Annotated in this window: 22 protein-coding genes; 7 read left to right on the top strand and 15 right to left on the bottom strand. The window is 67.3% G+C overall.

What is annotated here, in order from left to right; genetic code table 11:
* Positions 1–53: 53 nt before the first annotated feature.
* The 8 genes from Q9S36_RS29485 to Q9S36_RS29450 form a co-directional block, all read right to left on the bottom strand.
* Positions 54–1,313 carry a carboxypeptidase-like regulatory domain-containing protein gene (locus Q9S36_RS29485; protein WP_311288391.1) on the bottom strand — a complete coding sequence of 420 codons (1,260 nt, stop codon included), beginning with the start codon at positions 1,311–1,313 and terminating at the stop codon, positions 54–56.
* Between the two features lie 166 nt (positions 1,314–1,479).
* Positions 1,480–1,932 (bottom strand): Tad domain-containing protein, encoded by a 453-nt coding sequence (locus Q9S36_RS29480; protein ID WP_311288390.1) that lies wholly within the window; start codon positions 1,930–1,932, stop codon positions 1,480–1,482.
* The gene (locus Q9S36_RS29475; RefSeq protein WP_311288389.1) at positions 1,929–2,378 is read right to left on the bottom strand and encodes a hypothetical protein; all 450 of its coding nucleotides are present in this window, start codon (positions 2,376–2,378) and stop codon (positions 1,929–1,931) included. The genes Q9S36_RS29480 and Q9S36_RS29475 overlap by 4 nt, the downstream gene beginning before the upstream one ends.
* Complete coding sequence (locus Q9S36_RS29470) at positions 2,375–2,770, bottom strand: TadE/TadG family type IV pilus assembly protein (protein ID WP_311288388.1); 396 nt, start codon at positions 2,768–2,770, stop codon at positions 2,375–2,377. The genes Q9S36_RS29475 and Q9S36_RS29470 overlap by 4 nt, the downstream gene beginning before the upstream one ends.
* A 9-nt stretch (positions 2,771–2,779) precedes the next feature.
* Complete coding sequence (locus tag Q9S36_RS29465) at positions 2,780–2,962, bottom strand: hypothetical protein (RefSeq protein ID WP_311288387.1); 183 nt, start codon at positions 2,960–2,962, stop codon at positions 2,780–2,782.
* A gap of 26 nt (positions 2,963–2,988) precedes the next feature.
* Complete coding sequence (locus tag Q9S36_RS29460; protein ID WP_311288386.1) at positions 2,989–3,930, bottom strand: type II secretion system F family protein; 942 nt, start codon at positions 3,928–3,930, stop codon at positions 2,989–2,991.
* Positions 3,927–4,781 carry a type II secretion system F family protein gene (locus tag Q9S36_RS29455; RefSeq protein WP_311288385.1) on the bottom strand — a complete coding sequence of 285 codons (855 nt, stop codon included), beginning with the start codon at positions 4,779–4,781 and terminating at the stop codon, positions 3,927–3,929. Before Q9S36_RS29455 ends, Q9S36_RS29460 begins: the two co-directional genes overlap by 4 nt.
* Positions 4,781–5,221 (bottom strand): ATPase, T2SS/T4P/T4SS family, encoded by a 441-nt coding sequence (locus Q9S36_RS29450; protein WP_311288384.1) that lies wholly within the window; start codon positions 5,219–5,221, stop codon positions 4,781–4,783. Before Q9S36_RS29450 ends, Q9S36_RS29455 begins: the two co-directional genes overlap by 1 nt.
* A 23-nt stretch (positions 5,222–5,244) precedes the next feature.
* Here Q9S36_RS29450 and Q9S36_RS29445 point away from each other — a divergent pair, with 23 nt between their 5' ends.
* Together Q9S36_RS29445 and Q9S36_RS29440 are read left to right on the top strand one after the other, a co-directional pair.
* Entirely contained in the window at positions 5,245–6,696 is a 1,452-nt protein-coding gene (locus tag Q9S36_RS29445) for a recombinase family protein (protein ID WP_311288383.1), read from the top strand.
* Between the two features lie 330 nt (positions 6,697–7,026).
* Positions 7,027–7,212 carry a YjzC family protein gene (locus Q9S36_RS29440; RefSeq protein ID WP_311288382.1) on the top strand — a complete coding sequence of 62 codons (186 nt, stop codon included), beginning with the start codon at positions 7,027–7,029 and terminating at the stop codon, positions 7,210–7,212.
* A 57-nt stretch (positions 7,213–7,269) separates the two neighbouring features.
* On the opposite strand, the gene Q9S36_RS29435 is transcribed toward Q9S36_RS29440, so the two are convergent.
* The 6 genes from Q9S36_RS29435 to Q9S36_RS29410 form a co-directional block, all read right to left on the bottom strand.
* The gene (locus tag Q9S36_RS29435) at positions 7,270–8,340 is read right to left on the bottom strand and encodes a hypothetical protein (RefSeq protein WP_311288381.1); all 1,071 of its coding nucleotides are present in this window, start codon (positions 8,338–8,340) and stop codon (positions 7,270–7,272) included.
* Positions 8,341–8,487: 147 nt separating this feature from the next.
* Complete coding sequence (locus Q9S36_RS29430; RefSeq protein WP_311288380.1) at positions 8,488–8,958, bottom strand: hypothetical protein; 471 nt, start codon at positions 8,956–8,958, stop codon at positions 8,488–8,490.
* Entirely contained in the window at positions 8,955–9,398 is a 444-nt protein-coding gene (locus tag Q9S36_RS29425) for a hypothetical protein (RefSeq protein ID WP_311288379.1), read from the bottom strand. The genes Q9S36_RS29430 and Q9S36_RS29425 overlap by 4 nt, the downstream gene beginning before the upstream one ends.
* A gap of 26 nt (positions 9,399–9,424) precedes the next feature.
* On the bottom strand, positions 9,425–9,880 hold the full coding sequence (locus tag Q9S36_RS29420) for a hypothetical protein (RefSeq protein WP_311288378.1): 456 nt from the start codon (positions 9,878–9,880) through the stop codon (positions 9,425–9,427).
* A complete protein-coding gene (locus tag Q9S36_RS29415; RefSeq protein ID WP_311288377.1) occupies positions 9,877–11,433 on the bottom strand; it encodes an AAA family ATPase in 1,557 nt (518 codons plus the stop codon). The genes Q9S36_RS29420 and Q9S36_RS29415 overlap by 4 nt, the downstream gene beginning before the upstream one ends.
* 195 nt (positions 11,434–11,628) lie before the next feature.
* Positions 11,629–11,949, bottom strand: a complete 321-nt coding sequence (locus Q9S36_RS29410) for a hypothetical protein (protein ID WP_311288376.1) — start codon at positions 11,947–11,949, stop codon at positions 11,629–11,631.
* 1,836 nt (positions 11,950–13,785) lie between these two features.
* Here Q9S36_RS29410 and Q9S36_RS29405 point away from each other — a divergent pair.
* Both Q9S36_RS29405 and Q9S36_RS29400 read left to right on the top strand, forming a co-directional pair.
* On the top strand, positions 13,786–16,140 hold the full coding sequence (locus Q9S36_RS29405) for an MrcB family domain-containing protein (protein ID WP_311288375.1): 2,355 nt from the start codon (positions 13,786–13,788) through the stop codon (positions 16,138–16,140).
* A complete protein-coding gene (locus Q9S36_RS29400; RefSeq protein ID WP_311288374.1) occupies positions 16,112–17,335 on the top strand; it encodes a 5-methylcytosine restriction system specificity protein McrC in 1,224 nt (407 codons plus the stop codon). Before Q9S36_RS29405 ends, Q9S36_RS29400 begins: the two co-directional genes overlap by 29 nt.
* 31 nt (positions 17,336–17,366) lie before the next feature.
* Here the strand turns inward: Q9S36_RS29400 and Q9S36_RS29395 are convergent, their stop codons facing one another.
* Positions 17,367–17,888 carry a hypothetical protein gene (locus tag Q9S36_RS29395; protein ID WP_311288373.1) on the bottom strand — a complete coding sequence of 174 codons (522 nt, stop codon included), beginning with the start codon at positions 17,886–17,888 and terminating at the stop codon, positions 17,367–17,369.
* Positions 17,889–18,126: 238 nt separating this feature from the next.
* Here Q9S36_RS29395 and Q9S36_RS29390 point away from each other — a divergent pair, with 238 nt between their 5' ends.
* The 3 genes from Q9S36_RS29390 (at position 18,127) to Q9S36_RS29380 (ending at position 20,559) form a co-directional block, all read left to right on the top strand.
* On the top strand, positions 18,127–18,879 hold the full coding sequence (locus Q9S36_RS29390) for an SHOCT domain-containing protein (RefSeq protein ID WP_311288372.1): 753 nt from the start codon (positions 18,127–18,129) through the stop codon (positions 18,877–18,879).
* Between the two features lie 354 nt (positions 18,880–19,233).
* A complete protein-coding gene (locus Q9S36_RS29385) occupies positions 19,234–20,142 on the top strand; it encodes a hypothetical protein (RefSeq protein ID WP_311288371.1) in 909 nt (302 codons plus the stop codon).
* A 111-nt stretch (positions 20,143–20,253) separates the two neighbouring features.
* Positions 20,254–20,559: a hypothetical protein gene (locus tag Q9S36_RS29380; RefSeq protein ID WP_311288370.1), complete on the top strand. Its 306-nt coding sequence runs from the start codon at positions 20,254–20,256 to the stop codon at positions 20,557–20,559.
* Positions 20,560–20,562 lie beyond the last annotated feature (3 nt).

Raw genomic sequence — 20,562 nt, 5'->3', positions numbered from 1 at the left:
CGTCCATCCGCCGGGGTGGGGGCCGGTGACGACCGTCACCGACCCCCGGGCGGTCAGCGGCGGACCTTGCTGGTCCGCGGCGTCCGCACCGTGAGGGACTCGTACGACGGCGCCGACGCGGTGACCTCGACGGCCAGGCGCTTGCCGACCAGCTTCCCCCGGAGCAGCAGCCACTGCCGGTGCGCGCCGCGGATGCGCTTGCCGCCGGCGTACCACGTGTAGTCGAGGTCCGCCGGGGACGGCGTCCAGCTCCCCTTGGTCACCCGGACGACCTTGCCGACCCGCAGCGTGCCCTTGACGACGGGGCGCCGGTCGTTGACGAGGACCTGGACGACCACCGGGGGAACCGGTGCGGCGACGACGGGCGCGGTGGCCGCGGACCAGGCGCTCGCCGGCACCCACCCCGCGCCGGCCGTGGCGGTGGCCTGCACCCGGATCGTCCTGCCGACGTCCTGCGCGGTCGGGACGTACGTCGTCCCGGTCGGGTCGTCGGACGGCGTGGTGTCGTCGCCGACCACCCAGCGGTAGCTCACCGTCGCGCCGGCCGGCGTCCAGCCCGACGTCGCGGTGAGGGTCTGGCCCACCTGCGGCGTGCCGGCGATCGTCGGCGCGGCGGCGCTGGTGACGACGCCACCGAGCAGCACGTCGACGTCCTCCAGCGCCTCACCGCTCGCGACGGTGATCGGCGTGGCGCTCATGATGTAGGGCTGGTCGTCCCACGTCTCGGTGGCTCCGGTCACCGGGTCGTGGAAGACCAGGGCGTAGGTCGCCGCCGGGAGGCCGGGGACGACGTAGCTCCCGTCCGCGTCAGTGGTGTATTCGCCGACGCGGGCGTAGGCCTGCGCGGCGTACTGCCACCACACGCCGACCCGTGCGCCGTCGACGGGGGTGCCGGCACCGATGGTCACCGTCCCGGAGATGCTGGCGGCCGGCTCGAGCTCGGTGTCCGCGAGCGTGTTGACGGCGTTCTCCGAGACGGGGACCCACGTGGCGAACACGCCCGAGACGACGTCGCGGTGCCACTCGGTGGCCCAGGCGTCGGTGGGGTCGCTGAACCGCACCTTGTAGTAGGGGTCGGGGTCGATCCCGTCGACCTGGTAGGACCCGTCGGCTGCGGTGACGTCCTGCCCGACCACGATCTCGCCGTAGCCGACGTTGTCCCACACCGTGACCTCGATGCCGGCGAGCGGCGCGGCTCCTTCGTCCGTGACCACTCCCGCGATGCTGCCGGGATCGAGCGCGTGTGCCGCGGGTGTCGGTGCCAGGGTGGCCGCCACCAGGGCGGCTCCGGCAAGCAGGCGTAGTGACTTCATGGTCGTGCTCCTCCCGTGCGGTGTGCTTCCAGCCTCACAGCGGAGCCGCCCGAGCGGCAGGAGCGAACGTCACCTCCCGGCGGGCACACCGACCCGTGCGTCCCGATCCGTCATCCGAACCCGACCCCATGCGTGCCGATCCGCATGACGGATCGCGGCGGGGACGTCAGTCGACCGCCACGACGGCGACCGCGGCGGTGCTGCTGGCGGCCACGCGCGGGTTGCTTGGCGACCCAGGGACCGCGAGCGGGAGGTCGAGCGGCGCCTCGAGGCGGACGGTGACCGAGCGGCCGGTGGCGTCGACCTGGACGCCGACGTCGATGCCGGGGTAGTTCTGCGCGGCCCCGGCCCGGGCCAGGTAGTCGCGCACGGCAGCCCGCACCGCCGCTTCCTGCTGGGACAGCCGCTGCTCGCGCAGGCCCTCCTCGTAGATCCCTGCGGAGCCCAGATCGGCGCCGTAGAGCGCCGCGCCGTCGGCGAGGTTGTCGAGCCCTTGCCGCTGGAGGTACGCCGCGGAGGCGTCGATGACGGCGACGATCGCCATCAGCAGGATGCCGGCGAACCCGATGATCAGGAGGGTGACCTGCCCGCGCTCGTCGCGGCGGCGGCGGTGCTTCATGGTGCGGGCGCGCTCTCGACGTACTGCCCGATCGGCACGGTGTGGCTGGCGTCCAGGGAGAAGCTCGCAGCCCCCCGGCCGAGGATCGCGGGGAAGAACGGCAGGTCGACGCCGGAGTCGACCCGCACGGTGATCACCGAGGTGCCGACGTGGCAGTTGCCCCCGGGCGCCTCGCAGGAGATCTGGACGGTCGCACGCTGGCCGGGGGTGCCCTGGTCGGCGAGCACCTGCTGGACGACCGCCCGCGCCCGTTGCTCGCCGGTCGCGTCGTCGGGGGCGAGTGCGTACGCCCGCCCGGCCGCTCGTGCCGCGGCGCTGGTCGCGAAGGCCCCTCGCTGCACCTCGAACACCGACAGCACCACCCAGATCAGCGGGACGAGCAGGATGATCGCCAGCCAGCTGAACTCGACCAGCGCCGACCCGGCCTCGTCGCGGCGGCGCGTCACGGTGCCGCCCCGCTCGCCTCGGCGATGGCGTGGCCGGACACCCGGACGTGGACACCTGGCCCGCCGAGCCCCAGCACCCCGACGTCGGCCTCGACCACGGCCTCGTAGCCGGGTGCGCCCCCGACCACCGCCGGTCGCACCGTCACCGAGCGCACGAAACCCTCGGAGAGCGCACCGTCGACGAGCTCCTCCACCTTCGCGCGTCCGGCGGGTGCCGACGAGCCCGCGACAGCTGCGTGGCGGGCGCCCTCGGCGGCCGCCGACGCCAGGGTGTTGCGGACGTGGAGGACGAGGGCCAGCTGGAGGACCCCGACGACCAGCGGGAGCAGCACTAGGAGGATCAGGACGAAGTCCACGACGGCGGCCCCGCGCTCGTCCCGAGCGCGACGCATCACCGAGGCCTAGCCGCTGACCATCGAGAAGGCACGCTCGAGCAGGCCGCGCAGCTCGTCGCCGACGAACGGCGTGAGCGCCGCGACCACGATGGCGGTCATCAAGGTGACCATCACCCAGCCGGGCACGTCGCCCCGCTCGTCCCTCGGGCGATCGGGGACGGGGCGGAGGGTGAGGAGGAGGTGCTGCATCGATGGTGTCCTTTCGTGGGAGCCGGTCAGGGCGTGGTGAGCCGGAGGCCGAGCACGCCGGGGTAGAAGGCGAAGAGGATCGTCACGGGGAGCACGAAGAACACGACGGGCGCCATCATCGCGATCTCCTTGCGGGCGGCCGTCTCGATGAGCAGGCGACGACCGGCCTCGCGCACGTCGGCGGCCTGGGCGTGGAGCACGTCGGCGAGCGGCGTTCCGCGCTCCATCGCGACGGTGATGCCGGTGGCGAAGCGGGCCACGATCGGCAACCCGGTCGACCGGGCGAGCGACTCGAAGGCCTGTCCCACCGGCTCGCCGGTGCGCACCCGGCCGAGGACGGCTGCGAGGTCCTGGGACAGGGCCCCGTGGCTGCGGCGCACCACCCTGTCGAGCGCCGACACCGGGCTCTCCCCGGCAGCCACGGACAGGGCGAGCAGCTCGGCGATCGTCGGGAACTCGGTGAGGACCTGGCGCTCGCGGGTCCGGACCTGCGCGCTCAGGCGGTTGTCACGCAGGAAGACGCCCATCACGAAGCCGAGCGCACACAGGACCAGCGCCGAGCCAGGGCTGCCGACGCCGCCGAGCGAGCGGACCAGGCTGAGTCCGGCTGCCGCGGCGAACCCGACGAGTCCCCAGAGCACCTGCTCGATCCGGAACTCTTGGACCGTGCGGTCGAGACCCGCGCGCTGGAGCCGACGGCGTACGGACGAGCTGCCGCCGAGCACCCGCTCGACCAGGTCGGCCGCCGACCTCAGCACGGGGCCGAAGATCCCGGCTGCAGCGGAGGTCGGCGTCGACGATGCCGTCCGGAAGGCGGGCGTCTGGTCGCGCAGCGGCAGGTCGCGCAGGTAGGGCAGCACCCGGTCAGCGAGCTGAGGGCGACGCAGCACCGCGACCCGCAGCGCCACCAGCAGGAGGCCGCTGCCCGCGGCCGCGCCGAGGAGGGCGCCCCACACGAGCGTGCTCACGACAGGACCCGCTTCTCCACGGGCAGCCGGCCCAGGCGCATCATCGCCCAGTAGGCCACCACGCAGACCGTGAAGCCGATGCCGAGGACGAGCACCCCGCCCGGTGAGGCGTAGTGGCGGATCGCGCTCGTCTGGAACGACATCAGCAGCAACACGATCCACGGCGCCGAGACCGCGAGCCTCGCGCCGTTCACCGTCCAGGCCTGGCGGGACTCCAGCTCCGATCGCGTCCGGGCGTCGTCGCGCAGGAAGCCGGAGAGGTTGCGCAGCAGGCGGCCGAGGTCGCCGCCGCCGACCTCGCGGGCGAGTCGCAGGCCCTCCACCACGCGGTCGCCGACCGGGTCGGCGAGCCGGTCCTTGAGCCGGTCGAGGCACTCGCCGAAGCGACCGGTGACCTGGTAGTCGAGGGCGAACCGGGCGAAGTCGCCGCGCAGCGCCTCTGGACCGGTCGTGCCGAGCGCCGACACCGCGTCGGGCAGCGACATCCCGGCCCGGACGGCGCTGGCGAGGTTGTCGACCGCCTCTGGCCACACCTCGGCGAAGTCGCGCAGCCTCCGCGCGGCACGCTGCCGCAGCAGCATGATGGGGGCGTACGCCGCCATAGTGGCGAAGACGACGGAGATCGGCAGCGTCCGGGACACCGCCTGCACCAGCGCGAGGACGACGGCGAACAGGACCGCGCAGAGCGTGACGACGCCGACCGGGGTGACGTCGGCCAACCCGGCGCGGCCCAGGAGACGCGCCAGCGCCGAGGGGGTGCGGGGCTCCGCGCGTGGGGTCCGCGGCAGCGCGAAGGACGACCAGACGAGCATGAGCCCGACGCCGGCGCCGAGGCCGACGAGCGCGCCCATCAGGCCTCGCCCGTCGCACGCTCGGAAGCCAGCACCTGATGGACGTCGATGCCGACACGTTCGTAGCGCTCCGTGCGTGCGGGCACCCCACCCGTACGACGCAGGCCGCTGCCGTCGCGCACGAAGATCGGCTCGACCTCGATCACGTCGGCCTCGACGCGTCCCGGCACGGAGACGATCTCGTTGACCCGTCGGGTGCCGTCGGCGTCGACGCCGAGGTGCACCACGAGGTCGACGGAGGTCGCGACCGTGGGCACGACGAAGTGGGCGGAGATGTTGTCGCCCGCGAGGAGCGGCAGCGTGCACATCTTGACCAACGCCTCGCGGGCGCTGTTGGCGTGGAGGGTGCACATCCCCGGGAGGCCGGAGTTGAGCGCGAGCAGGAGGTCGAGGCACTCCGCGGCACGGACCTCGCCGACGAGGATCCGGCTCGGCCGCATCTGCAGACATATACACTTAACACATGAACAACGACGACCGCGGCGCCGCTTCGCTCTACATCCGGCTCTCGCGCCAGGCGACCGGATCAAACCTCAGCCTTGAGGGCATGATCGACGACTGCCAGCGGCTTGCGGGGAGCCTCGGGCTAACGGTGCACGCGGTCCACGTCGACAACGGGACGAGCGGCGCGATCCGGAACCGTCCGGAGTTCCTCGCCTGGCTCGAGGACGCGCGCAGCGGTGACGCCGGAACCCTCATCGCCAGCCATAGCGACCGACTGACCCGCGAGGGCGTGAACGCAGCGGCGCTCGTGCTTGACGTCGTTGAAGGCAAGGACTCGACCACGGGCTCGGTCGTGCGCTCCCCCGTGCGGCTCGTCACGGTGGACGGCCTCGACTCGGAGCGAGACGCCGAGGCATTCCGCTGGCGCTTCGTCATCGCCGCCGAGGTCGCTAGAGCCGAGCGGGAGCGCATCCGGTCTCGCAACATCGCCACGAAGCAGAGGCTCGCGGAGACAAGCCGGTTCCCTGGCGGAGCCATTCCGTTCGGATGTCGCGTCGTGGAACGGCCAGACCCGATGGCCGGCGGCAAGGTGGGCAAGTACCTCGAGCGGAACGACGGCGAAGCAATCGTGCTTGAGGAGGTCGCCGCGCGCCTTCTGCGGGGCGACAGCGTCCGCTCAACCGTTCACTGGCTCAACACCGAGGGGATCAAGACGCGACGTGGCTACGAGTGGCAGCGCACCACACTGGTCAGCACGCTTCTGAGCGCTCCGTCGCGCGAGCACGTCTTCAACGCCGCGACGCACCATGCTCTGTCGGTGCGCCTGCAGCCGAAGCGGCACGGGGTCACCAAGCACAACGGCGGTCGTCCGGCCGCTCATCTGCTCGTCAGCGGCATCGGGCTCTGCGGAGGATGCGGCGGCAAGCTCACGACGGCGGGCGGCAGGCCGAAGGCCGGTGGAGGCCGCTACCCCACCCGGTACGTCTGCATGGCCGCCTCTAAGGGCGGGGCGTGTCCCGGAGGCGGCACGATCAACGCAGTCGCGTGCGACGAAGAGATCGAGCGCCGGTTCCTTGAGCGACTCGGCGACGAGCCCTACGTCGAGATCCGCACCGTCCTCATGGGTGGCGACGAACTCGAGGAGGCCAAGGCGGCCGACAAGGCCGCCCAGGCGGCTCTGAGCGAGAACCTGACGACCGAGAACTTCGCCGCCGCGCAGGAGGCTCGCGCCCGCCTTGAGGCGAGGCAGGCGCAGCCGATCCAGCGGACGGACACCCTGCACCTCACGGGACTTACGGTCCGGCAGACCTGGACCGCGGCGGATGTCGAAGGGCGCCGCGCCATGCTGGCCGACAACCTCGCCGAGCCCGTGCGGCTGATGCCCGGGAAGCCCAAGCAGGGCCCGGGTCGCGGCAAAATCGTCAACCTCGACCGCATCCACGTCTCGTGGCGAGTCGACGATCCAGCTTGACCTGCGGTGACCCACAGTGGTTGTGGATAAAGCCCTGATGCCTGTGTATAACCGGCCCGTCAGTGTGGAGAACCGGTGGACACTAGAGGATCAAGGTGGACACCAGCGGCGCGACACGCCGCGAACCACGGAAATGGCTTGGATTTGACAACCGCTCGGGAAGACTCGTCACGCGGGCACCGCCCGTCGGAGCAAGCAAAAGGCTGGCTTCGCAGTTGGTCACAACTCCAAAGCCAGCCATCGCTTCGTTGGGGAACGAGATTACGAAGGTAGCGCTTCGTTGGTGGGAGGTCGAGGAGGCGTGGCCGTGGAGGATCAAGGAGATCCAAGATGGCTAACAAGCCGCCGCTCAAGCCGGGGAGCAAGACCCCGGTGTCAGGTCAGTACCCCGTCGTCGGCCCCCGAGGTGGACGCACGGGTCAGGAGGTCACGTCGGTCGAGGGTCGGCCCCTGCCGCCCACGCCGAAGCCCGGCCAGGGCTACGGCAAGCCCGACGTGACGAAGCACAAGAAGTAGCAGACGCTCGGACCAAGCCGCCGGGAGAGCCTGTGCTCTCCCGGCGGCTTGCTGTCGTCAGCGGGTCGGGTCAACCGCCCTCGCGTGGCGATCCCACTCCTCCTGCTGCGGGTTCAGCGCAGGGATCGGCCGGGTGGCGATGACGCGAAGATCCTTCGCCTCGATCGTCTCGCGTGCCGGCGCGTCGGCCGCGTGAGGCGACCGGAGCCTCATGAGCTGGCTCTCAGCGAACGATCCCGGCGCGATGCTCGCGGCCCTCTCGAGACTCGCGAGGGTCCACTCCGGGATCTCGCCCTCGGGTGTGGGGTCGTCGACCAGGTACTGCCCGGAGAGGTAGGGATCGTTCGTCTTGGCGAGGTCGCGGGCCCTCCGGATCTCCCTGATCAGGCCAAGCGGGTTCAGCTCACGCTCGTCGACATGGCGGTGCCAGTCGCCGAAGCGACCTTGAGCGCGGCTGAGATCGTCCGCTGCTGCGATGGTCTGCCGCCACTCCGCGTACGCCTGGAAGGCGGCCTCGAGCGTCTTGGCGGCGCGCTTCTGCATGGCCGGGATCTGGCTCACCAGACCGTCGAGCCACTCGTCACCGGCCTGCTCCACCACGGCCTCGAGGGCACCCACGGCGCGGACGGCGTCGGCTGCTGCCAGGGCTGCTGCGTCTTTTGCGGCAGCATTCTTGGCATAGCGGCTGTTCTCAAGATGGGCGCCGTCGGCTCGGATCTGACGAGCAGCCGCAATGGCGTCACGTGCGGCCGTCTCTGCGACTCGGACCCTCTCGGGCGCTCCGTCGAAGCGCATCGCGCTGCCTACGCGTTCGTCGAGGTCGTCGAGCGCTCGCAGCGAAGGAAAGAGCGACTGCTGGCGGCGCTTGGCGAGGATCTTGGGGTGGACCCAGCCATCGGACGGCGGTACGAACGACGGCGAGGGCTCGCGTGTCACACCGTTGCCCGAGATGGGTTCGAAGACCGGCGTGGTGGCTCCGTTGAGAGCTTGGCGCTCGCCGTCGGTCAGGCGCGAGTCCTCTACCTCGTCAGGGATCTCCTCGGCGAGCTCTTGCGCGGACGGGGTGTAGTTGCGGCTAGTCGCCTCGGCGTCTTCGGTGGAGACGTCGTCGGAATTGAAGATGGTCACGCTGTTCTCCTTGGTCGTCACCTCTCATGGCAACGACTAGTTGGGTTGGCCTGCCCCTCATGGGCCGAGCCGGAAAACAGCGCTCCTTCTGGTGTAGTAGATGGTCTCAGTTGTCAGGTGGCTTTGCTTGGATCGGGCGATATTGGCTTACATCTGGGCCCACGGCGATGTGCCGCGCGCCCGACGCCGCCGGGTTTCCTCGATCTTCCGATGATCGGAGGCGGATGCCTTGCGCGTCGTGACGGTGTCAGGCAGCCGCGCGTGGCGCTCGTCGTGAGCTCTAGCGCGCTCGGCGCGCCGTTCTGCGCTCCGGGCGAGCGCGTCGGTGACGGTTCGCTCGGCCGCGCGATCTTCCTTGCTCCTGCGTGAAGGCGGGTCAGGCCTGTGCACCACCGACGCGATTCGGAGAAGAATCGAAAAGTCGAGATCGCGGACGGCGGCCTGCACATGAGCACACGTTGTCGTCGCCTTAGGCGACCTAGGGCACTCGTAGCACGCCCAAACCTTCCGCTCGGTGTCGAAGAACACGAGCACCTCGCGCTCGGACCAGTCGGCGACGATGATGACGAACTCGTCAGCCTCGATCGTCCGCCATCCGCTGGCCTCGTCCTCGCTCATCGCGTGCGAGCCCTTGCCGCGTAGGCGCCAGCACAGTCAGTAGCCGGGGTGCCGCTTCGACGTGCGCCGGGGACGAGATTCCACACGGCTTGCCGGTCTTCACGCGTGGTTAGATGCGGCAGGCGGCGCGTGAAGCCCACGAACCTGTCCACGGCAACGGCAAGCGCGCCCGCGTCAGCGCCCTCGATCGGCGCCACGATCTGTTGGCCCTCTAAGGGGCCGAGAAGGTGCAGCGAGACGGCGTCCTCGACCACAGAGGTCAGGTCGTCGCGGGTAGTCGCGACGCCACCATCCCCCTCCGCCTGCTCGACGTCGTCTCGGTCGCCCCAGGCCTTCGTCGCGGTCAGGTAGGCGGCCGTGACGCGCTCCTCGCTGAGCTCGGCGACGGTATCGATCAGTAGCGCGAACTCGAGCGCGCTGGGCTTCTTCCGGTTGGTCACGTGGACCTCCTTCGCTTCAATGTTGGTCACTTGCCCCACTCCCCGCCGCCTTGAGAGCGGGTGGGTCGGCCGGCGCGGCGCCGTCCAACGCCGTCGAGGTCGAGCTGCTTGACAAGGGCCGCGACCTGCTGCCTGAGCAGGCGCATCTCCTGGATGCGCGGCTCAACGATGGACTGGCCCATCGACCCGGATGAGGTCGTCTGGGCCCCGTCACGTCGCCAGGCTGACTCGACCTCGTCCAGGTGTGACTGAGTGGTGACGAGCGCCTCGAGCACGACCATCTCGCCGAGCGAGAGGGCGCGCTCCTTGAGAGCGCTGTACCAGAGAGCGGCCGCCTTGGGACTGCTGTCGACCGGCGGCACCGGGAGGTCAGCCTCGTCGATCTTGGCCTCATCAGAGGCAGCGGCGACCATCTGCTGCAGGAGGGCGACCGGATCGGCCATGTGCAGCGCGACGACGTTGCTCGGCTTGGCGGCGCTCATGCTGATTCCTCACGTCGGTCAAGGCTCGGCTGATCCGCCAGGGCGTACTTCGTGCCTGTCTTCGCAAGGTTCCCGGCGCCGACCATGCGGCTCAGAGTCGAGGTCAGCGTGGAGTCGCTGATCGGCTTGTCGCGGCTCTCGTGGCCGTTGATCCAAGTGCGGATCTCGGGCACTGAGCGGGCCCCGAGGTGCTGCGTGTTGTGGAGTGCGGCGACGACCCAGTCCTTCTCGGTCATGAGCGACGAGCCCTCCTCGCCGCCTTCCACCAGCACGATGCTGTTACCGACCTGCCTGGTCACGTACTCGATCGGCTTGCGCGACTCGACGCCGTCCTTCTGCTTGACAACCTCGAAGGTGGCTCGGCCCTCGGTGCCCTTCCGACGCATCGCGAACACGAAGTCCCGAGCGTCCTCAATCTCGATGGAGCCCGAGGAGTCGACGTCGGACTTCTGGCTGTGGGCAACGAGAAGCACAGTGCCGTCGATGGCTCGCTTGAGCTCGTCGACCCGTGCTGTGACCACGCTCTGGTCGCCCTGGCTGTTGATGTCGGAACCGGCCGCCGCACGGGCGTATGTGTCGATGACGATGAGGTCGTAGGACTCGCGCCGCGCCTTGGTCAGAACGGCGTCGTAGGCCGCGTCCCCGGTGAATAGGTTCGGCACCCGGTCGGCGTAGTGGAGGTTGCCGTCGAGGTCATCCACGTCGTAGCCGTTGTGAACAAGCCAAGCGTCGCGGCGAGCGGCGAAGGCGTTGACGCCCTCGCCGACGCAGTAGAGCACCTTCCCGCCGTCCACCACGACTTGCAGGGCCCACGAGAGGGCAAGGAAGGACTTGAAGCTCTGGTCGCGCGCTCGCAGGATGCCGGTGCCGCGGTCGGGCAGCACGTCCTCGATGAGCCAGCCGGTCTCGGGACGCTCGTCGAGAGCCGCATCGTTGAGGAAGGAGATCTCGTCGGGGATCACCGGAATGGGCGGCACCTGACCGTCCCATTCGTACGCCGGGAACGCGGTCTCGCTGCGCTGACTCACCAGCCAAGACGCGTAGTAGGCGTCGACCGGCACGTAGTCCGAGGGAAAGCACTCGCGGCAGAACGGGTGAGCGAAGAACCAGTGTTGCTGCTCGTGACCGTCCGCGACCTTGTCCAGCGTGGCGTCGAAGCGGTCGCGCTTGCCCATGGCGGTCAGGCGCTGGGAGTACATGGGGCTCTCGGGCTCGATCGGGGTCTCGAGGAGCCGAACGTTCCAGGGGCGCCACGAGGTGACGTCCTCACGATCACGGCTAGAGAACTCGGCGAACAGGAGCCGACCACCGCCGTCGCTGGTGAAGGGGTGTCCGGACTCAAAGAGGGCATCTGAGGTCTCGAGCCGGTGCTCGTAGATCGCAGTGTCGTCGGGGGTCAGCCAGTGGCGGAAGGTCTTGAGTCCGTGGAGCAGCCAGGGCTCGCGGACGCCACGGCGCGTGTCCCTGCCTCGCAGGTCGCAAGGGACATCGCTGTCGTCGTGATCGAGGTTGACCCGAAGTGCCTCGTAGGCCGACCAGTCTTCCGTCTTCATGGCGGTCTTGCGCGCTTCGTCAAGCGTGCGAGCCTTCTCCGCCGACCGCTCCTGTCGATAGGCGAGTTCACGATGAATACTGCTCACAGCCCGGTCTACCGGCACGTCGTCCCCTACCATCGGGAACGCGAGAGCGTATGCGGCGTCGCCCTGTGGCGGGACGGCGCCGCTCTCGTTTGCGAGAGTGGTCATGGGTCAGTCGTCCTGACCCTTGGCACGCTTGAGCTTGAACTCGGTCGGGCTCGTGTTAGCCGTGTTCTCCCGAACGAAGTTCTCGCGTCGCCACCTGAGATCCAGGATCTCCTCGAGCACGTAGTAGTTGGCCGCTCCACCATTCACCCGCGCGGTGGCGGTGTAGACGGTGAGGTCCTGCTCCTTCGCGATTTGCGTAACACGCGGGGTCGTCACGCCAAGCATCTTGGCGACAGCGATGGTCGGTCGAAGTTCGCGGCCATCAGGGAGCTTCGGGAAGCCGCCGGCGGGCATCCACTCGCCGGTCTCAGGGTGTGTTGGCATGGCGGTTGAGGTCTCCTCGGGAAGATCGGAATCTTCACCGGGGCCTGTTCCTGGTCCCCACCATGCTGGCGTGCTCGGCCGCTCAGGGCCGGGTCTCGGGTGCTCGTGCGCGACGCGGCCCTTAGGCCCGCCTGCTTCCCCTCAACGCCTCAGGTTCGCCGGTGTGTTGCTTCGCAATCACCCGCTCAGGGGCGATCTGTTGAAACCATTTTAGGCACGGCCCATAGGTGCGCTGCTTGGCTGGCCAGATATCCGAAGGTCACGGTTTGGTAACGGGCCCGGCGTTGATCACGCCGGCGCATCCCCCTTGGGACTGCGCCCGCCATGGGGGCAGCCGATACGGGGCGAGCCGACACAGGAGGCCACCTCGCAACAGCAGTTCGGACCGCTGAAGCGACTACACGCACCACCCGAGCTGAACGGTGGCGTCACACGAGAGCACGTTCGCCAGCGCGGTGCGGGCGCGCCGATCGATTACTCTCTTCGCCGTCGTCCAACCCACCTGCGGCCAGCGCACCATGCGGCCCTGCCTGCACCCCTCCCTAGGGGTCGGGGTGCTGCAGGTCCAGGTGGCTTGGAGGCCCTGCATGGACCTGCATGGCCTGCACGACAAGCAAACACGCAGGTCAGAGCGCCCTGCAAACGACCTGCGTGCCCTGCAAGCGCTTGTTACATCTGCCCTGCAGCTGTCCTGCGCGGCCGTTCGGGCCGAGCTGCCGCAAACAGGTCGTTAAGCCTGCCCCGCAGCCCCTTCCGGGCTTGTTGCCGCTCTTGAAAAACAGCGGGGTGAGTTAGACGGCCTGTCGCTGGCTATTGCGACCGATCTGGGCTGGCTGGCGCACTAGGGGGCTCCCCCACGCCGAGACTTTCCCGAGTTCGTGATCCTGAGGCACTGGCTTTGATAAGCATCCAGTAGCAAGCAACAGCTCAGGAGGGACGCCGGATGACGACTCGGCCAACGTGTCGGATCTGCCAGCAGGCTGCTTCCCTCACTGATGAGGACATCGTTCCAACGTGGCTGCGATCTCACATCATCGCTACCAAAGGGCCGTTCCCTGCAGGCCAAGCCCCAAGGCGGATCAAGACACGAATCTGCCGATCGTGCAACGGGACACTTGGCCGGACGTTCGAGGCAGGTGCGGCAGCCGTCATCCGACCACTAGTTGATGGCGAGAAAGTTCTACTCAGCCCGGACGACCAAACGCAAGTCGCATCGTGGATTACCAAGACGACTCTGCTAGGGAATCTGGCCGGCTCCAGCCCCGACTCCTGGGGGGAGGAGAAGGCGAGGAAGTGTCTCCGACAGATGTTGGAGACCGGTAAGCCACCGCTGCAGACGTTCGTTCGTCTCGGACGAGTCGACCTGAGGAGCGACGAGTCACACCACCGCGCCAGACTCACGGGCATCTTGCCTAGAGCCGAGCGCATGCCCGCCTGCACCTTCTTCTCGGTGTGGACGATGGGCGAACTTGCTCTTGAGGCTCTTGTAGGGACGTTTCAGGAGATGTACGCGTTCGCACATTGGGCAGATGGGCAGCCCGAACAACACTTCATCCGCATCTGGCCGCGTAGAACGCGGCCAGTCACCTGGCCGCCACGCTCACCAGTATCGCGACACTTGCTCGAGGCGATGCGGGCTGCCTACTACGACGCGCGACCGACCGACATGGGCCTTGACGAGCCATGGCGCAGAAGTTGGGACCTGCCGGAAACGCCAACGAACTAGTAGTTGGATCTGGAGAGATCTAGCGCTCGACTGGCCGGAGATTCATGCGAAGGCCCAGACCTTTTTGGCAGGGTGCTTCTACAGGCGCAATCCAGCAACCGGAGGTATCAGTGTCCGACCCGCTTGAAGGCTTCTCGGATCCCCAACCGCTCGAGCGCGCCGAACTCGGAAACGTTCCTGACGAGCCAGGCGTCCACCTGGTCCGCGACGCGTCCGGAAACCCGCTCTACGTGGGGTACAGCGGTCGAACGCGTGAGAGGCTGCGCGATCACCTGGGCGGTGACCGTCAGGCCTCGGTGCTGCACCAGAAGATGGGGCAGGAACTGGACGCGGAACTCGGGCATCCGGCGACCGCCTCGCAGATCGAACAGCGACTCAATACATGCTCCGTGCAGTTCAAGCTAAGCGATCGCCCCAAGGCACTGAAGGCCCAGGTGATGGCGGCGCTCCATCCACGCTTCAACGATGTGACCCCCACGCCTGAGGCGCCGGCGGGTGGCGAGGCTGAGGAGCTCGGCGTTCTGCTCAATCGGGTGATGGAAGAACTGCGGCGAGAGCAGCCCGGCACCGCTGCGGCGGCCACCTATCGCCGAGAGGCAGTTGATGCGATCCCTGAGGCCCTGCGCGCGATGGTGCCTTCTGGTCACACGGTGGAAGGGAGCACTGGCTACGGCACGCGCGCTGAGGTGCCTTGGGTATCCGTCTACGGCGAAGGCGAGGACAACACGGCTACCCAGGGCGTCTACGTGGTCTACCTGTTTGCCGCTGATGGATCGGCCGTCTACTTGACGCTGGCGCAAGGCGTATCCAACGTGAAGGGCGGCAACGTCGTTCTTAAGAAGCGTGCCGCTGACATCCGCGATGTCATCACCGCTCGGGATCAATGGCTGGACAAGATTGACCTTCGGTCCCAAGCCACCCGGCCGCTGCGCTACGAGGCGTCGGCCGCCTATGCCGTGCGCTACGAACGCGACGCGGTGCCGGACTTTGACACACTCGCAAGCGACCTCGACGACATGTTGGAAGCGCTCAGCGCGGCGCAGGCTGCCGGACTGACCGCCTTGCCAGCCATCGAGCCCGTCCACCTCGTCATGAAGTGGAGCAAAGACATTCGCTCCGACACGATCACCCAGCACAAGCACATCGCGGAAACGCACGATTCGGTGTGGTGGGGGAAGTTCGGAACGGCGGGGACAAACGCGGTTGGGGCCGCACGTCTAGAACTGATCCGAGAGCAACTGAGCAGCGGCGTGGAAACCCTCTGCTTCCTCTACCGCAATGGAGAGTTGTGGCGCACCCGGCTAATGGCCATCACGCCTCATGCCGAAGACGTTGACCCCGACCTCATGCCGGACTACTACACGACCGCCGAGTGCATCCTCTTTCTGCAACTGGCGGACTTTGAAGAGGTTCACCCGCCCACATGGGCACTCTCGAACCTGGTGCTTGCGAGTGACCCCGACCCCACGAAGACGCAGGGCGCGCTCAGCAACCAAACGAGCCCGGTCTTCGTGTATCTCAGAGGTGCGACGGCTGTGACTGCGCATCCTACTGAGCCAGGAGGGCTGGTTGAGGAGCCAGCAAATCCGACCGACACGACGTCCATTCCAGCCCTGGACATGGACTGGCTAGCCGAGCAGACGCTGTGCGACCGGCAATGGCTTGAGGAACTAGTCGCCACGCTTCAGCGGCGCCCTCAGGTCGTGCTCGCGGGTCCGCCCGGCACGAGCAAGACCTGGATCGCCGAGGCGCTGGCTCGCTACCTAACGCAGGACGAACCCTTGGCCCGGGGCCTGGTGCAGTTCCACGCCTCGTACGGTTATGAGGAATTCATCGAGGGACTGCGTCCGGAACCCGCTGGAAGCGGAGGGATTCGCTTTGCCCGGGTGGATGGCGTTGTACTCCGAATGGCGAGCCAGATCAAGGACGATGAGGATCAGAAACATGTCCTCGTCATCGATGAGATGAACCGCGCCAACCTGCCCCGAGTGTTCGGCGAGCTCATGTACCTCCTCGAGTATCGCGACAAGCCGGTCGATCTGCTGTACACGCAGGGCTTCACCTTGCCCAAGAACTTGCTCTTCATAGGGACCATGAACACGGCTGACCGCAGCATTCGCAGCATCGACCTAGCGCTACGGCGCCGGTTCGAGGTCTTCGAGTGTCCGCCAAGCCGAAAGGTGCTGGAGTCCTACTACAGGACCGCGCAGTGCGACGTCCTAGACCTCTTCGACGGCTTCGACAAACTCAACCTGAGGCTCACAGAGTTGCTCGACCGCCACCACACGGTCGGACATTCGTTCTTCATGGCGGACCCGTTCACTCCTCACCTCTTGAGCGCAGCGTGGACTCGCCAGCTCCAGCCCTTGTTTGAGGAGTACTTCTTCGATGATCCGAGCGTCGCAGCGTCCCTGAAGATCGAGGAGTTCTGGCCGAGTGTCGCTTCTACCTCAGACGCTGACTGAATCGCGCCCTGCGGTCGTACAGATCGACGATCTGCAGGCGGAGTCACTCCAAACCCTAGGCAGGCGGCTGGCGGGCAGGTCTGACTGGTGGGGTGCCGCCAAGACGGCAGGCCAGGACGCGAGTGCCATCAGCGTGGCGCGAACTGGCTCTCACGGGCAGTGGACCCTGCGCGTAAATGACGCCATCGGCATCCTCAGCGTGGGCGGCCAGACCGTGCCGGTCCTACCGAAGATCCCAGAGAGCCATGCGCTGGAACTACTCAGCCTCGCTGGGGCCATTCCGCGTATGGACACGCTCGCTGCCCGGGCAGCGTCCGGCACGTCGCTCTTCGACCTCCTCTCGAGATGGCTCGTCTACTCCGTCGAGAGGGTCCTTCGTCGTGACCTGATGAAGGACTACCAAGCCCACCATGAGGTGCTGGCGCATGTGCGCGGTCGCATCGACATCAGGAACACAACGCTCGCTGTTACGCGCGGGCGAGCGCGAGTCACATGCGAGTTCGATGAGCTGGACCGTGACAGCGCGCTGAACCGAGTGCTACTTGCAGCCTTGCGACTGGTTTCTGGGGCACCTTTTGCAGCATCCGACGTTCGGAACAAGGCACGACGCGCGAGTACGCGCTTTGACGAAGTGTCGCAACTCCGTCCTAGCGACCTCCGCGTCACGGTATCGCCCAGCACCGCCTACTACAGCGACAGTCTTGCGCTCGCGAAGGCACTGCTAAGAGGCGCGGCGCGCAAACTCGACGCTGGCGGAGAGGTGGCGTGGGCGTTCTTGATCCGTACGCCCGAGGCCATTGAAGCCGGAATCCGCCGAGTCCTTCAGGATGCACTTGCACCTGCCTTCACCGTGGAGAAGCGTGGGATGGCTCTGATGCCATCAACCAAGACGCTCAACCCCGACTTGGTGTTCAACGGCCTGGCCATAGGCGACGTGAAGTACAAGGTGCAGGGCGCAGATTGGGACACGGGCGACCTCTACCAAGCCGTGGCCTTCGCGACCGGCTTCCGAATGAAGCGAGCCGCGATCCTCACCTTTTCCAAGGGGCAGAACGCGCATGCTCCACTGCAAGTGGGCGACGTGCTGCTCTCGAACTTCTGCTGGCCGGCAGACCCCTCGCTCGGATCGCAGGAAGCGGCCACGCGGCTCGTAACTGACGTCCGCGGATGGCTCGATGAGATCTCGGCGCCATAGGTGCCTCTGTGGCTCTGAGAGCCACCTCGTCTTAGGAGGGCCGGGCTTCCCGCACTGAACGGGCGAAGGTGAGCAAGTCGGCGCAACTACTTCCGATGATCTCGATGAGCCCGTCTCCGCAACCTGCCAACTGACAGTTGGCCGCCTGAGCCGCGCCTCGGATCAGGTCCCAGGTGACTTCGTCGATATTGTCGCCGACGAACCGCACGTAGGGGATGTCCCGGCCGACCCTGCTACCGAAGTGGCCGCGACACGACGATGTTGTTGGCACGCCGACGAAGTTCAGCGCCGCGACACAACTCACGATCCCAAAGTCCAAGAGTTCCGACAGCTGCGTGGCATCCCAGCCGGTCTCGTCGGGGTCGCTCACGAGCTCCGAAGCCCGCTCCTCGAAATCCTCGTGCGAGGGAGACTCACCGTCGAGACGACGAAGTTCGCGCGTCTCCCACGCGAGAAGGAGGTCCAGCTCCCGGCCATCTACCTCATGCCAGTCGCCGTACTCCTGATTCGACGGGTCCGGGGATCCGTCGTCTTCCCACGCTTCCTCTGGCACAGAGCCATTCTGGTGCAGGTCGACCGGAGGAAGCTGGACTACGTCGAACACCGGTATCAATTCGGCCCCCTTGCGATTGATACCCCCAGTCTGGGCCACCACATACCTGTCATGCGGTTGATTCGCCTGACACGACTGCGCACGCGCAATGTGTTCCCGATACGTGTTCCTACACGATGTTCGTGTATGCTGCTCCTAATGGGTCGGATACGCCGTCCCCAACACGAAGGAGGCCCTCATGGCCAAGATCAGTTCGTCGGGGTCTGCGGACTTCGACAAGCTCCGTGACTACATGGCGAAGGACCGCTCCCTGCGCAACGAGGTGCGCGACTCGTTGTTCGCCATGACGGAGTCCATCAACGTGTCCGACCGAGGGTCCCGGTTCGTAGCCGGTGGCACAGTCGAGTGGATCCTCGCGTCCGCCTGCTACGCGGCCGGAGTCATCGCCATCCCGCAGGGGCACAACGCCAACGGCTTCGATCTCACTGGGGTGAGCGCTCTGGTGAAGGGGCTCTTCTCGGTCAAGAGCAGCCTCTCCCCGACCAGCGCGTTCCGGATCACAAATGGCATCAACGGCGCAGGCAAGGGGTTCGTCGAGCCGACCATCTTCTTGCACAAGCGGCTCGGAGGCATGGTCTTCGCTGACCCGGCTACCCACACCGACCTGGCCAGCAAGGCCGACCAGAAGGCCGACGCCGTCGTCCTCAGTCTGAAGGCCATCATCGAGCACGCTCAGCAGCACCCCGAGTGCGTGATCGACCTGGAGATCCCCTACAACAAGGGTCGAGGGACCTACGACCCAGCGCTCAGCTTCGCCAAGACCCTGATCACCGAGGGCAACTACCCCAACCTCAAGCGGCTCTTCGAGGAGGTGAAGCCGAAGGGCAGCACCATCTCCGAGGAGATCAGCAAGCTCCAGCAGATGCGCGACGACGGCGTGCTGACCCAGGATCAGTTCGAGCGCGCGGTGGACCGCCTACTGAAGGACTGACGAGCGACCCAGCGACCGGGGAAGAACGCCCCTCCCGAAGTGACCGGGAGGGGCGTTCGCCTGGCGTGAGCGTAGAAGGTCACGGCGCCCGGGGCGGGTACCGAGGCGCAGCACCTGCCCACCGAGTCCCGATAGCAGCTCACAGATGGTGCGGAACGACGCCAACTACTTCGTTAGCCAAATATGGCTTTGACCTGCAGTTTCGTGTCGCACAAGGGGCCAAAATAAGGAACCTATTTGCCCGTTGATAACTCTTCTGTCAGACTCTTTACAGTTGCGATCATTCCGGTCGCGACATCGGTCCACCGGCCCCATGCACAACGCGCCACCCGGACCCCAGTCCCAGGAGGAACTGTGAGCACTAGCAACCTTCGCAAGGCCTACCGTCAGCAGGCGGGTCTCGCGCAGATCCAGGCACGCATCGCGCAGTTGCCGCAGAGCAAGATGACGGACAGCGACGTCCGGATCGACGCAGATGCAGCGCGCGAGCTGCTCGCCATCAACACCCACAACCGTCGGCTCAACCGGAAGTCGATCGAGCGCTTCGCAGGCCTCATGAAGCGGGGCGCGTGGAAGGTGAACGGCGACAACATCCGCGTCTCGGTGACCGGGAAGCTCCTGGACGGCCAGAACCGTCTGACCGCGGTCCTGGAGGCCGCGCAGGAGGACCCCACCATCGTCGTGGTCTACGACATCGTCTGGGGGCTCGAGGACGAGGCGCAGGAGACGATGGACGTCGGCGCCAAGCGCTCGCTGGCCCAGGCCTTCCAGCTGCGCGGCGAGAGCAACGCCACCCAGTTGGCCGCGACCACCAAGATCGTCTGGCAGATCGAGAACGGCGGGATCCCCGCCCGCTGGCTCGCCGAGCCGTCGTACGGCGAGTACATCGACTTCGTGTCGAACAACCAGGACCTCAAGGACGCCGTGCTCGTCGGCGTCTCGGTCGCGAAGAGCGTGGGCATCCCAGCGTCGTGCGCGGCCGCTGCCTACTTCGAGGCGGCCAAGGTCGACCAGCAGGACGCGGACGACTTCTTCACCGACCTCGCCGACCTGGCCGCCCAGGTGAAGCCCGACAGCCCCATGGTCGGGCTTCGGAAGCTCGCCGCCAAGCGCGTCGCCAGGGGCGGCATGTCGCGGATCGAGCAGGCCTCCGCCTACGACATCTGCATCCGGGCGTTCCAGGACTACCGGGACGGCCGCTCGACCCCGACGTCGGGGTACCGCCTCACGCGCCGTCCTCGCGTGTGGCGCATCCCGAACTGACCGATGCCCTGAATTGGCCCCCCGGCATGTTGCCGGGGGGGCCAATGGCTTGCCTGCCCGTTGTACTTAGGTGGCGATCAACCCAACCTCGGTTCTCGCTAGGGTCGTGGCATGGCTGGCGAAGCGGACCTCTACGACGCCCTCGAGGCTATGATCTCAGGGGAGATGGAAGCACTCCCGTCCTCTGGGAACTCCGACGACCCGTCCTCATGGCCTGAGGGCGAGGCCGACCGAATGGCGGTGCTACGCGAGGACAGGACGACGCTCGCCGCCCATCGCGAGCCACGTCATGGCGCTTCCATGGCCTCGGACCCGGTGCGTTGTGCCGCCTGCGGTGAGCCACGGACTTGCCCCACGATGGTCGCCATGCGCGACCGGTATGAACTCTCGGCTGCCGAGTACAGGGGCGACCTCTAACCA

This window comes from Microbacterium sp. ARD31, from assembly GCF_031844425.1.
This window is presented reverse-complemented; position numbering and strand designations above follow the sequence as displayed.